The 12,505-nt window shown below is 57.5% G+C and carries 12 protein-coding genes; all 12 read right to left on the minus strand.

The window, feature by feature from the left end; genetic code table 11:
• Nucleotides 1–38: 38 nt before the first annotated feature.
• Nucleotides 39–929, minus strand: coding sequence for a glucose-1-phosphate thymidylyltransferase RfbA (rfbA, locus tag BK670_RS22685; protein WP_123453106.1), 891 nt, complete (start codon nucleotides 927–929; stop codon nucleotides 39–41).
• Nucleotides 926–1,819: a dTDP-4-dehydrorhamnose reductase gene (rfbD, locus tag BK670_RS22690; protein WP_123453108.1), complete on the minus strand. Its 894-nt coding sequence runs from the start codon at nucleotides 1,817–1,819 to the stop codon at nucleotides 926–928. Before rfbD ends, rfbA begins: the two co-directional genes overlap by 4 nt.
• Nucleotides 1,816–2,892 (minus strand): dTDP-glucose 4,6-dehydratase, encoded by a 1,077-nt coding sequence (gene rfbB, locus BK670_RS22695; protein WP_185036816.1) that lies wholly within the window; start codon nucleotides 2,890–2,892, stop codon nucleotides 1,816–1,818. Before rfbB ends, rfbD begins: the two co-directional genes overlap by 4 nt.
• A gap of 226 nt (nucleotides 2,893–3,118) precedes the next feature.
• Complete coding sequence (locus BK670_RS22700) at nucleotides 3,119–3,358, minus strand: lipopolysaccharide assembly protein LapA domain-containing protein (protein WP_123453112.1); 240 nt, start codon at nucleotides 3,356–3,358, stop codon at nucleotides 3,119–3,121.
• 27 nt (nucleotides 3,359–3,385) lie between these two features.
• Complete coding sequence (gene ihfB / locus BK670_RS22705; protein ID WP_003189779.1) at nucleotides 3,386–3,682, minus strand: integration host factor subunit beta; 297 nt, start codon at nucleotides 3,680–3,682, stop codon at nucleotides 3,386–3,388.
• Nucleotides 3,683–3,834: 152 nt separating this feature from the next.
• Nucleotides 3,835–4,113, minus strand: coding sequence for a hypothetical protein (locus BK670_RS22710; RefSeq protein ID WP_123453114.1), 279 nt, complete (start codon nucleotides 4,111–4,113; stop codon nucleotides 3,835–3,837).
• A gap of 204 nt (nucleotides 4,114–4,317) precedes the next feature.
• Nucleotides 4,318–6,000 (minus strand): 30S ribosomal protein S1, encoded by a 1,683-nt coding sequence (rpsA, locus tag BK670_RS22715; RefSeq protein WP_123453116.1) that lies wholly within the window; start codon nucleotides 5,998–6,000, stop codon nucleotides 4,318–4,320.
• A 119-nt stretch (nucleotides 6,001–6,119) separates the two neighbouring features.
• A complete protein-coding gene (gene cmk, locus BK670_RS22720) occupies nucleotides 6,120–6,809 on the minus strand; it encodes a (d)CMP kinase (RefSeq protein ID WP_015093983.1) in 690 nt (229 codons plus the stop codon).
• The gene (locus BK670_RS22725; protein WP_259697590.1) at nucleotides 6,806–9,013 is read right to left on the minus strand and encodes a bifunctional prephenate dehydrogenase/3-phosphoshikimate 1-carboxyvinyltransferase; all 2,208 of its coding nucleotides are present in this window, start codon (nucleotides 9,011–9,013) and stop codon (nucleotides 6,806–6,808) included. The genes cmk and BK670_RS22725 overlap by 4 nt, the downstream gene beginning before the upstream one ends.
• 28 nt (nucleotides 9,014–9,041) lie before the next feature.
• Nucleotides 9,042–10,154 (minus strand): histidinol-phosphate transaminase, encoded by a 1,113-nt coding sequence (gene hisC, locus BK670_RS22730; protein WP_123453120.1) that lies wholly within the window; start codon nucleotides 10,152–10,154, stop codon nucleotides 9,042–9,044.
• A gap of 12 nt (nucleotides 10,155–10,166) precedes the next feature.
• Nucleotides 10,167–11,261: a prephenate dehydratase gene (pheA, locus tag BK670_RS22735; RefSeq protein ID WP_016770924.1), complete on the minus strand. Its 1,095-nt coding sequence runs from the start codon at nucleotides 11,259–11,261 to the stop codon at nucleotides 10,167–10,169.
• The gene (gene serC, locus BK670_RS22740; RefSeq protein ID WP_123453122.1) at nucleotides 11,261–12,346 is read right to left on the minus strand and encodes a 3-phosphoserine/phosphohydroxythreonine transaminase; all 1,086 of its coding nucleotides are present in this window, start codon (nucleotides 12,344–12,346) and stop codon (nucleotides 11,261–11,263) included. The genes pheA and serC overlap by 1 nt, the downstream gene beginning before the upstream one ends.
• Between the last annotated feature and the right edge of the window lie 159 nt (nucleotides 12,347–12,505).

Raw genomic sequence — 12,505 nt, forward strand, 5'->3', positions numbered from 1 at the left:
CTTGCACGGCTCTGACGGATATAACGAAACAACTGATTTCAGCGAGCGCTGGAATCCAGAAGCTTCTGCAAATACTGACCATAGCCAGTTTTTTTCAGGCGGTCGGCTTGCTGCGCTAACTGCGCGCTATCAATCCAGCCATTGTTGAAGGCAATCTCTTCCAGACAGGCAACCTTCAAACCCTGACGCTGCTCGATGGTATGGACGAAGTGACTCGCCTCCAGCAACGAGTCATGGGTACCGGTATCCAGCCAAGCGAAACCGCGCCCGAGCATTTCGACGCTCAGCGTCTTACGTTCGAGGTATGCACGGTTAACGTCGGTAATTTCCAACTCACCGCGCTCCGACGGCCTGATGTTCTTGGCGATCTCAACAACTTCGTTATCGTAGAAATACAAACCTGTTACCGCATAGTTGGATTTCGGCTTCAGAGGTTTCTCTTCGATACTCAGCGCTCGGCCACTCTTGTCGAACTCGACAACACCGAAGCGCTCGGGGTCAGAAACGTGGTAACCAAATACGGTAGCGCCCTGCTGCTGCGAGCTGGCGGAACGAAGATTGTCCGAGAAGTGCTGACCGTAGAAGATATTGTCGCCAAGAATCAGACAGCAGGGATCCTTGCCGATGAACTCCTCACCAATGATGAACGCCTGCGCCAGACCGTCCGGACTAGGTTGTTCGGCATAGGTGAGTTTGATGCCGTACAGACTGCCATCGCCCAACAACTTGCGGAAACATGGCAAGTCTTCCGGTGTGGAGATAATCAGAATCTCACGCATGCCGGCAAGCATCAGTACCGACAGCGGATAAAAGATCATCGGCTTATCGTAGATAGGCAACATTTGTTTAGACACACCGAGCGTCAGCGGGTGCAGGCGAGTACCCGAGCCACCGGCGAGAATTATCCCTTTACGATTTGTCGTGGTCATTTATTCAGAACTTCCCTAAGCATTCGGGTTACACCACTTTGCCAATCCGGCAAGTGTAAAGAAAAATTGTCGCGCAGCTTCTGAGTATTCAGGCGTGAATTCAAAGGCCGCCGCGCAGGTGTCGGGTAAGCGGTGGTATCGATCGGGCTGACGGTCTTGACGGCGAGCTGCTCGCCGTTGTCTTGCGCGAATGAAATCACATGGCTTGCATAGCCATGCCAAGACACTTCGCCGCTGGCTGCCAAGTGATACAAGCCCGACAGCTCCGGACGCTGCATTGCCTGGCGGATGACAAGCGCAGTCACGTCGGCAATCAGGTCCGCGCCCGTCGGCGCACCGATCTGGTCGGCGATGACGTTGAGTGTGTCGCGGTCGGTGGCCAGGCGCAGCATGGTCTTCGCAAAGTTGTTGCCGCGAGCGCTGTATACCCAGCTCGTACGAAAGATGAGGTATTTGCAGCCTGACGCACTGATGGCTTGCTCTCCCGCCAGTTTGCTTGCACCGTAGTGATTCACCGGGGAGACCTCGTCAGTCTCCTGCCAGGGCGCGGAGCCTTGGCCACTGAAGACATAATCTGTCGAGTAGTGAATCAGCCAGGCACCGAGAGTCGCGGCCTCCTCGGCAATAATCCCGCTGGCGTAACCGTTTACACGATTAGCCAGCTCCGTTTCGGATTCCGCCTTGTCGACCGCTGTGTAGGCTGCTGCGTTGACGATGACATCTGGCTTGATTTGCCGGATGGTTGCGCGCAGTGCATCCAGATCCGACAAATCGCCGCACAAACCATCAACCGTATGACGATCAAGCGCAATCAGCTCGCCGAGCGGCGCAAGAGAGCGCTGAAGCTCCCAACCTACCTGACCGTTTTTACCTAGCAGGAGAATTTTCATGCCTTGTTCGAACGATCCGCGTAGTTCTGGTCGATCCACTGCTGGTAGCTGCCGCTCTTCACGTGCTCAACCCATTCAGTGTTGGTGAGGTACCATTCGACAGTTTTGCGAATACCCGTTTCGAAGGTTTCTTCCGGAGTCCAGCCCAAATCACGCTGGATCTTGCTCGCGTCGATAGCATAACGCTGATCGTGACCTGGGCGGTCTTGAACGTAAGTGATCAAGCTGGCATGCGGACGGTGAGCAGAGTCAGGCCGCAGCTCATCAAGCAGCGCGCACAGCGTGTGCACGACTTCGATGTTTTGTTTCTCGTTATGACCGCCGATATTGTAAGTCTCACCGATGACACCTTCGGTGACGACTTTGTAGAGCGCTCGCGCGTGATCTTCGACGTACAACCAATCACGAACCTGATTGCCTTTGCCATATACCGGCAGCGGCTTGCCTTCCAACGCATTGAGAATGATCAACGGGATCAATTTCTCAGGGAAGTGACACGGGCCGTAGTTGTTCGAGCAGTTGGTCACCAGAGTAGGCAAGCCGTATGTACGAGCCCAAGCGCGAACCAGGTGATCGGAACTGGCTTTACTGGCCGAGTACGGCGAACTCGGCTGATACGGCGTGGTTTCGGTGAAGAGATCTTCCGGACCTTCGAGGTCTCCGTAAACTTCATCAGTCGAAATGTGGTGGAAGCGGAAGTTGGCTTTACGCGTGTCATCCAGCGCAGCCCAGTAGTGGCGGGCGGCCTCAAGCAGCGTGTAGGTACCGATGATGTTGGTCTGGATGAATTCAGACGGGCCGGAGATCGAGCGATCAACGTGGGATTCTGCGGCCAGGTGCATGATTGCATCTGGCTGGTGCTCACGCAGGACACGGTCGATCTGGTCACGATCGCAAATGTCGACGCGCTCAAACGCATAGCGCGAATTATGGCTGACTTCCGCCAAGGACTCGAGATTACCGGCGTAGGTCAGCTTATCGACGTTAACGACGGAGTCGGTGGTATTGGATATGATGTGACGGATGACTGCCGAGCCGATGAACCCGGCGCCGCCGGTAACTAAAATTTTCACGCGAAACCATACCCTTGAGCTGCGGACGGCACCATCAACGAGCACCGTCTAATCCATGAATGCAGAAGCCATCAAATCCGAGGCTTCTGTCAGAGTCAGTCTGAATCGAACGTGCAATCAAGGCACTGTCGAACAAGGGCTGTATTTTACAGCTTAACGAACGTTTTACTAATGGATAAAGACAGGCGAGGAGGCAATTTCGACAGATGCCCTGCACCTGTCGTTTTCAGACAAGACGTTTGCGCCCCGCTCTGGACGAGCGCCCCAGAAACCAGCCAATCACCGGCCCAATCAACATGCCGATGAGCAATGCCAATACCACTAACAGTGAGACCGGCAATTGAGGCCCGGACAAACCTAGAAACAATAACGACACGGATTGTTGATTCTCGAGAACAAACGCCAGAATCACCAGTATCAGCAAAAGAATAAAAACACCAAGAAGTATGCGTTTGAGATTACGCATGAGTGACTCCTTGAAAAATAGCGACTGTCAAACCCCCTCCTCCTCTTCCTCGTTCACCCGATCACGCAATTCCTTGCCCGGCTTAAAATGCGGAACAAACTTGCCGTCCAAACTGACCGACTGACCGGTCTTCGGATTGCGCCCCACACGCGGCGCACGATAATGCAGAGAGAAGCTGCCAAACCCACGGATCTCGATACGATCACCGGTGGCCAGACACTGGGACATTTGTTCAAGCATGGTCTTGATGGCCAGCTCCACATCCTTGGATGAGAGTAGCCCTTGATGGGTGACAATTCGTTCGATCAACTCCGACTTCGTCATATTTTTCCCTTCTTTTTCAAGCAGCTAGATCAGCGCTTGAAAGGTTTTAGCACGCCCGGAAGATTTTGAACAGCCCAGGGATTGACATATCTTCCGTCGCGTCGAAACGCCCGTTTTCAGGGCATCACAGCAATAAACAGGGCACGACATACTTAACGACATATCACCAGCATGGTTCGCGTCACATAGCCTGCCGGGTTGAAGCCAAAAGGAAACTCATCTTCATCCTTGGCATCATCCGATCGCGTAATCACCTTGTAACCTGCCCCTTTGCACTCCTTGGCTGCGCGCTTCTGGCACTTCTCCCAGCTGGAGCCCAACCCAGAGCAATCAACCTCTATGCCGCTAACGCCACGCACAGCATGGGTCTTGGCACTGGTCGTACAGCCAGCCAGAACCAGTACAACCATTAGGACAATAAACTTTTTCATCCACTTCCTTATGCCAGGCAACTGCCCGACGACTACACGCTTAAGACCAAGCTTAGTCGTGAATAGGCGATTGATCCGATTAAAGAAACAGACCACCCAGAAGCCAGATTGGTTTCACCAAAAGCGCTCGCAGGCCATGAAGCACTAAATCGCAGACACAAAAAAGGGCGACCGAAGTCGCCCTTTTTCATGATCAAGCAGAACTTAGTTCTGTTTGGCCATTGCTTGACGCAGCAGTGCAGCCATAGTGGTATCGGCAGCAGCTTCCGGAGTCTCTTTCAGGCTCTGGATAGCTTCTTTCTCTTCAGCATCGTCTTTCGATTTGATCGACAGCTGAATTACACGGCTCTTACGATCAACGCTGATGATCTTGGCTTCTACTTCCTGGCCTTCTTTCAGAACGTTGCGCGCGTCTTCAACGCGGTCACGGCTGATTTCGGAGGCTTTCAGAGTCGCTTCGATATCGTCGGCCAGAACGATGATGGCGCCTTTGGCGTCAACTTCTTTCACGGTGCCAGTAACGATTGCGCCTTTGTCGTTAACCGAGACGTACTCGGAGAACGGATCGCTTTCCAGTTGCTTGATACCCAGGGAGATACGCTCGCGCTCTGGGTCAACCGACAGGATAACGGTGTCCAGCTCGTCGCCCTTCTTGAAACGACGTACGGCTTCTTCGCCCACTTCGTTCCAGGAGATGTCGGACAGGTGAACCAGACCGTCGATGCCGCCGTCCAGACCAATGAAGATACCGAAATCGGTGATCGACTTGATGGTGCCGGAGATTTTATCGCCCTTGTTGAACTGGCCAGAGAAATCTTCCCATGGGTTAGATTTGCACTGCTTGATGCCCAGGGAGATACGACGACGCTCTTCGTCGATGTCCAGAACCATAACTTCCACTTCGTCGCCGACTTGTACGACTTTCGAAGGGTGGATGTTTTTGTTGGTCCAGTCCATTTCCGAAACGTGTACCAGACCTTCAACGCCTTCTTCCAGCTCAGCGAAGCAGCCGTAGTCGGTCAGGTTGGTTACACGAGCGGTAACGCGAGTGCTTTCTGGGTAACGGGCTTTGATAGCAACCCATGGATCTTCGCCCAGTTGCTTCAGGCCCAGGGAAACACGGTTGCGTTCGCGATCGTATTTCAGAACCTTAACGTCGATTTCGTCACCAACGTTGACGATCTCGGAAGGATGCTTGATGCGCTTCCAGGCCATGTCGGTGATGTGCAGCAGGCCGTCCACGCCACCCAGATCGACGAATGCGCCGTAATCGGTGAGGTTTTTGACGATACCTTTGACTTGCTGGCCTTCCTGCAGGGATTCCAGCAGAGCTTCACGCTCGGCGGAGTTCTCGGCTTCCAGGACGCTGCGACGGGAAACGACAACGTTGTTGCGCTTCTGGTCCAGCTTGATGACCTTGAATTCCAGCTCTTTGCCTTCCAGGTGCGTGGTGTCGCGCACTGGACGGACGTCAACCAGGGAACCTGGCAGGAACGCACGGATGCCGTTAACGTCGACAGTGAAGCCGCCTTTAACCTTACCGTTGATAACGCCCTTGACCACTTCCTCAGCTGCGAAGGCTGCTTCCAGAACGATCCAGCATTCAGCGCGCTTGGCTTTTTCACGGGACAGCTTGGTTTCACCGAAACCGTCTTCAACCGAGTCCAGCGCAACGTGAACTTCGTCACCGACATTGATAGTCAGATCGCCAGCGTCGTTGTAGAACTGCTCAAGCGGGATGAGTGCTTCAGACTTCAGGCCAGCGTGAACGGTTACCCAGCGAGCCTGGTAATCGATATCAACGATAACACCGGTGATGATGGAGCCTGCCTGAAGGTTCAGGGTTTTTAGGCTTTCTTCAAAGAGTTCCGCAAAGCTTTCGCTCATTTTAATTCCTGTAAATGAGGGCGAAGGATACGCCCATCTCCACACCCCAGACGGTGTGGGTTAGTTTCATATAGAAGAAGCGCCGCAGGACTATGACTGGTCCCCTGCAACCTTCTTGGTCACCCGGCGATATCGCGAATGGCAATCTCGCTCATGATGCGTTCAAGCACCTGATCGATGGACAACTCCGTGGAATCCAGCTGTATGGCGTCAGCCGCCGGCTTAAGCGGGGCTACCGCTCGCTGGGTGTCACGCTCGTCGCGTGCACGGATCTCATCTAGCAGACTCGACAGACTAACACCCTCGACTTTGCCCTTCAACTGCAAATATCGACGGCGCGCTCTCTCCTCGGCACTGGCGGTCAGGAAAATCTTCAGCGGCGCATCCGGAAAAACCACCGTGCCCATGTCGCGACCGTCGGCCACCAGGCCCGGCGCTTCCTGGAATGCCCGCTGGCGCTGCAGCAGCGCCTCGCGTACGGCCGGCAATGCTGCCACTTGCGAAGCGCCGGAGCCGACGCTTTCGGTACGGATGACATCGCTGACTTCGTCGCCTTCCAGAATGATCCGTTGCAACTGACCGTCGGTCGCCGCAATGAACTGCACATCCAGATGAGCGGCGAGTTTCTTCAGCAGCTCTTCATTGGTCAGGTCGACACCATGGTTGTGCGCAGCAAATGCCAGCAAGCGGTACAACGCACCGGAATCCAGCAGGTTCCAGCCCAGACGCTTGGCCAGAATTCCGGCTACGGTGCCTTTGCCCGAACCGCTTGGCCCATCAATGGTGATGACCGGTGCAATGTTTTTCACGACTGAGCCTCTTGTGCCACACGGATACCCACCTGCCCACACAGTGCGAGGAAGTTCGGGAACGACGTCGCGACGTTAGCGCAATCATGGATGCGGATCGGCGCAGTAGCGCGCAACGAGGCAACGCTGAACGCCATCGCGATACGGTGATCGCCGTGACCATGCACTTCGCCGCCGCCGATCTGGCCGCCGTCGATGATGATGCCGTCCGGGGTTGGCTGGCATTTCACGCCCAGCGCCAACAGACCGTCCGCCATCACCTGGATACGATCCGATTCCTTGACCCGCAGCTCTTCAGCGCCCGTCAGTACGGTGCGCCCTTCGGCACAGGCAGCCGCCACGAACAGCACCGGGAATTCGTCGATGGCCAGCGGAACCAGCGCTTCGGGAATCTCGATACCCTTGAGTTTAGCTGCCCGCACGCGCAGGTCAGCCACAGGCTCGCCGCCGACTTCACGCTGGTTTTCCAGAGTGATGTCTGCACCCATAAGACGCAGGATGTCGATCACGCCGGTACGGGTCGGATTGATGCCGACGTGTTCAAGCACCAGCTCCGAACCTTCGGCGATCGACGCAGCGACCAGGAAGAACGCCGACGACGAAATGTCGCCCGGCACTTCAATATGGGTCCCGGTCAACTTGCCACCGGACTCGACCGACGCCGTGGCGCCATCAACGCTCACCGGATAACCGAAGCCGCGCAGCATGCGCTCGGTGTGATCGCGAGTCGGCGCAGGCTCGGTCACGGTGGTTTTGCCTTCAGCGTACAGACCGGCGAGCAGCAGGCAGGATTTCACCTGAGCACTGGCCATCGGCATGGTGTAGGTCAGGCCTTTAAGCTTGTGACCACCGCGAATGGTCATCGGCGGACGACCCTCAGCAGCGGTTTCAATCACGGCGCCCATTTCACGCAGTGGATTGGCCACGCGATTCATCGGGCGCTTGGACAGCGACGCATCGCCAGTCAGCGTGCTGTCGAAGTTCTGCGCAGCCAACAGGCCGGACAGCAGACGCATCGACGTGCCGGAGTTGCCCAGATAGATCGGGCCCGGCGCAGGTTTCAGGCCGTGCAGGCCGACACCGTGGATGGTCACGCGGCCGTGGTGCGGGCCTTCGATGACCACGCCCATGTCGCGGAACGCCTGCAAGGTCGCCAGGGCGTCTTCGCCCTCAAGGAAGCCTTCGACTTCGGTGACGCCTTCGGCCAGCGAGCCGAGCATGATCGAACGGTGGGAAATCGATTTATCACCCGGTACGCGAATCCGACCGGACAGGCGGCCACCAGGTTGAGCCAGGAAGATCAGATCGTTGGAATTCATAGCGTCCACATAGGCCCTGCGGGCCAGGATTTTACTGAAATGCTCGCGGGCAACCCGGGCGCGCGTGAAGACGCCCAACAATTGGTGCCCATCCCCTGCATCGACCGCGTCGCGCAAGGCGTCGAGGTCGCTGCGAAATGTATCGAGTGTGCGCAGGACAGCCTCGCGGTTGGCGAGGAAGATGTCGTGCCACATCACCGGGTCGCTTCCGGCGATTCTTGTGAAATCGCGGAAACCGCCCGCAGCGTAACGGAAGATCTCAAGATTTTCATTGCGCTTGGCCAACGAATCGACCAGACCGAAGGCCAGCAGGTGCGGTAGATGACTGGTCGCGGCCAGCACCTCATCGTGACGCTCGACCTGCATGTGCTCGACGTCGGCGCCCAATTCGCGCCACAGACGATCAACCACAGCCAATGCCGCCGGGTCGGTTTGCTCGAGCGGCGTGAGAATCACCTTGTGACGACGGAACAGTTCGGCATTGGAGGCTTCCACCCCGCTCTGCTCGGAACCGGCAATCGGATGGCCCGGCACGAAACGCGCCGGCATGCCGCCAAACGCCTCGGTCGCCGCGCGCACCACATTGCCTTTGGCGCTGCCAACATCGGTCAGAATCGCCTGCCCAAGATCCATGCCCGCCAGACGCGCGAGCACTTTTTCCATGGCCAGAATCGGCACCGCCAGCTGAATCACGTCAGCGCCCTGGCATGCAGCTGCCAAGTCGTCTTCACAACGATCGACCACACCCAACTCAACCGCCAGCTTGCGCGATTGCGGGTCGAGATCGACCCCGACCACTTCGCGGCATACGCCGCTTTCACGCAAGCCTTTAGCAAACGAACCACCGATCAACCCCAGACCGACCACCACAAGGCGACCGATCATAGGTGCAGCAGATTGCAGTGCAGTGACATCACCCACGAGCCAGAACCTTGCGCAGCGCTTCGAGGAAGCGGCTGTTTTCCGCCGGCAGACCGATGGTCACCCGCAGGTGGTTCGGCATGCCGTAGTTGGCCACCGGACGCACGATCACGCCTTCGCGCAGCAAGCCCTGAAATATCGGAGCGGCTACTTGACCGAGGTCGACGCAGATGAAGTTACCTTTGGACTCGATCCAGCCAAGGCCCAACTCACGAAAACCAGTCTGCAACTGCTGCATGCCTGACTCGTTGAGCTGACGGCTTTGCGCCAGATATTCCTCGTCCTTCAGCGCCGCACAGGCCGCCGCCAAAGCGAGGCTGTTGACGTTGAACGGCTGACGCACACGGTTCAGCACATCCGCCACCACCGGGGTGGACAGGCCGTAGCCAACACGCAATGACGCCAGACCATAAGCCTTGGAGAAGGTGCGCGAAACCAGCAGGTTCGGGTAAGCGGCGAGGAAATCCAGGCCATCCGGCAGATCGCTGCCTTCGGCGTACTCGATGTACGCCTCGTCCAGCACCACCAGAACGTGCTCCGGAACATCCTGAAGAAACTCGTCCAGCGCCTCGGCGCCGAACCAGGTACCGGTCGGGTTGTTCGGGTTGGCGATAAATACGACGCGGGTATTGGCATCAATGGCCGCGAACATTGCAGGCAGGTCATGCCCCCAATCCTTGGCCGGCACCACTTTGGCCTGCGCGCCGACCGCCTGAGTGGCGATCGGATACACCGCGAATGCGTGTTCGCTGAACACCGCATTCAGGCCCGGTGCCAGATAGGCACGCGCAACCAGCTCAAGAATGTCGTTGGAGCCGTTGCCCAGGGTGACCTGGCTCAGCTCGACGCGGCATTGCTCGGCCAGCAGGGATTTCAGCGCAAAACCGTTGCCGTCCGGATAACGGGTCAGCTCGGCCAGTTCTTCGCGGATGGCCGCCAAGGCTTTTGGACTGGCGCCCAGCGGGTTTTCGTTGCTCGCCAGTTTGACGATTTTTGCCGGATCCAGGTCCAGCTCGCGCGCCAGTTCGTCCACAGGCTTGCCCGGAACGTACGGCGAAAGTTGTTGCACGCCCGGCTGTGCCAGAGCGAGGAAGTTGCCACTCATTTGCTACCGCCCTTAGAGAACTGCTTTCGGGTAGGAACCCAGCACTTTGAGTGCTACTGCTTCCTGACTGATCTTTTCCAGCACACCTTTGATCAACGGATCACGGTGGTGGCCGACGAAGTCGATGAAGAACACGTAGGTCCATTTGCCGCTGCGCGACGGACGGGTCTCGATCCGGGTCAGGTCGATCCCGTTGTCATGGAACGGCACCAGCAGCTCGTGGAGCGCGCCCGGCTTGTTGCTCATCGAAACGATGATCGAGGTCTTGTCGTCGCCGGTCGGCGGCACTTCCTGATTACCGATCATCAGGAAGCGCGTCGAATTGTCCGGACGGTCTTCGATCTTCTCGGCCAGACGGGTCAGGCCATACAGACCGGCCGCCATGTCGCCGGCAATCGCCGCCGAGTTCCACTCGCCCTTGACCCGCTTGGCCGCTTCGGCGTTGCTCGACACCGCGACGCGTTCGACATTCGGGTAGTGCGCGTCCAGCCACTTGCGGCACTGGGCCAGCGACTGCGCATGGGAATAGATGCGGCTGATGCTGTCAGTCTTGGTGTTTTCACCGACCAACAGGTGATGGTGAATACGCAGCTCGACTTCGCCACAGATGACCATGTCGTGCTCGAGGAAGCTGTCGAGGGTGTGGTTGACCGCGCCTTCGGTGGAGTTTTCCACCGGCACCACGCCAAAATTCACCGCACCAGCCGCCACTTCACGGAACACTTCATCAATCGCCGCCATCGGCTTGCTGATCACCGCGTGACCGAAGTGCTTCATCGCGGCAGCCTGGGTGAAGGTGCCTTCAGGGCCGAGGTAAGCCACTTTCAGCGGCTGCTCCAGCGCGAGGCACGACGACATGATTTCGCGGAACAACCGCGCCATCTCTTCGTTGCCCAGCGGCCCCTGGTTGCGCTCCATCACCCGTTTGAGCACCTGAGCTTCGCGCTCAGGACGATAGAACACCGGCACTTCGCCTTCGGCCAGCGAGGCCATCTTTACTCGCGCGACTTCCTGGGCGCAACGCGCACGCTCACTGATCAGCTCAAGGACTTTGGTGTCCAGAGCGTCAATGCGAACGCGCAGTGCCTTGAGTTCTTGCTCGGACATCAGCCGTGTTCCTTCTCGAATTCAGCCATGTAGGCCACCAGCGCATTGACGGCGGTGATGTCGACGGCGTTGTAGATGGAGGCGCGCATACCGCCCACGGAGCGGTGGCCCTTGAGGTTGAGCAGACCACGCGCATCGGCGCCGGCGAGGAATGGCTTGTCCAGACGATCGTCAGCCAGACGGAACGGCACGTTCATCCACGAGCGATCCGACTTGTTGATCGGGTTGCTGTAAAGACCGCTGGCGTCGATGAAGTCGTACAGCGTGCGCTGCTTGACGTCGTTGAGCTTGGCGATGGCTTCAACGCCACCCTGCTCTTTCAGCCACTGGAACACCAGACCGGACAAGTACCAGGCCAACGTCGGCGGGGTGTTGTACATCGAGCCGTTATCGGCCGCGACCTTGTAGTCGAGCATGGTCGGGCACAGCGAGCGCGCCTTGCCCAGCAAGTCTTCGCGGATGATGTTGACGACGATACCGCTCGGGCCGATGTTTTTCTGTGCGCCGGCGTAGATCATGCCGAAACGCGAAATATCGACCGGACGCGAGAGGATGTCCGAAGACATGTCCGCCACCAGCGGCACGTCACCGGTTTCAGGGATCCACTGGAATTCCAGACCGCCGATGGTTTCGTTCGGTGCGTAGTGAACGTAAGCGGCGTCTTTCGACAGATTCCACTCGTTCTGGCCAGGAATGGCGAAATAGTCGTAAGGCTTGGCGGTGGCGGCAACGTTGACGTGGCCGTAGCGCGAAGCTTCTTCAATGGCTTTCTGCGACCAGATACCGGTGTCGATATAGTCGGCAGAACCGCCTTCCGGCAGCAGGTTCAGTGGAATCTGCGCAAATTGCTGGCTGGCGCCACCCTGCAGAAACAGCACTTTATAGTTCGACGGGATATTCAGCAGGTCACGCAGATCCTGCTCGGCCTGGGTGGCAATGGACACGAACTCATCGCTGCGATGGCTCATTTCCATGACCGACAGACCCTTGCCGTGCCAATCAAGGAGTTCCCCTTGGGCGCGCTGCAGGACAGCTTCAGGAAGCGCCGCAGGACCGGCGCAGAAGTTATAGGCTCGCTTGCTCACATCCAATCTCGCTCTGATTTGGTGGTATCACGCAATAAATCACACTACCGATCAACACGGCCCTGTGGGAGCGAGCCTGCTCGCGAATGCATCACCGCGGTGCGTCAGAGGTACCGCAGCGCCTGCATTCGCGAGCAGGCTCGCTCCCACAGGGGATCT

The organism is Pseudomonas fluorescens, assembly GCF_003732425.1.
Taxonomy (GTDB): Bacteria; Pseudomonadota; Gammaproteobacteria; order Pseudomonadales; family Pseudomonadaceae; genus Aquipseudomonas; species Aquipseudomonas fluorescens_BE.

Bases quoted from the DNA above. Each gene is read 5' to 3' on its own strand.
- rfbA (WP_123453106.1), bottom strand. From the start codon at position 929: ATGACCACGACAAATCGTAAAGGGATAATTCTCGCCGGTGGCTCGGGT.
- rfbD (WP_123453108.1), bottom strand. From the start codon at position 1,819: ATGAAAATTCTCCTGCTAGGTAAAAACGGTCAGGTAGGTTGGGAGCTT.
- BK670_RS22700 (WP_123453112.1), bottom strand. From the start codon at position 3,358: ATGCGTAATCTCAAACGCATACTTCTTGGTGTTTTTATTCTTTTGCTG.
- ihfB (WP_003189779.1), bottom strand. From the start codon at position 3,682: ATGACGAAGTCGGAGTTGATCGAACGAATTGTCACCCATCAAGGGCTA.
- BK670_RS22710 (WP_123453114.1), bottom strand. From the start codon at position 4,113: ATGAAAAAGTTTATTGTCCTAATGGTTGTACTGGTTCTGGCTGGCTGT.
- rpsA (WP_123453116.1), bottom strand. From the start codon at position 6,000: ATGAGCGAAAGCTTTGCGGAACTCTTTGAAGAAAGCCTAAAAACCCTG.
- BK670_RS22725 (WP_259697590.1), bottom strand. From the start codon at position 9,013: ATGATCGGTCGCCTTGTGGTGGTCGGTCTGGGGTTGATCGGTGGTTCG.
- hisC (WP_123453120.1), bottom strand. From the start codon at position 10,154: ATGAGTGGCAACTTCCTCGCTCTGGCACAGCCGGGCGTGCAACAACTT.
- pheA (WP_016770924.1), bottom strand. From the start codon at position 11,261: ATGTCCGAGCAAGAACTCAAGGCACTGCGCGTTCGCATTGACGCTCTG.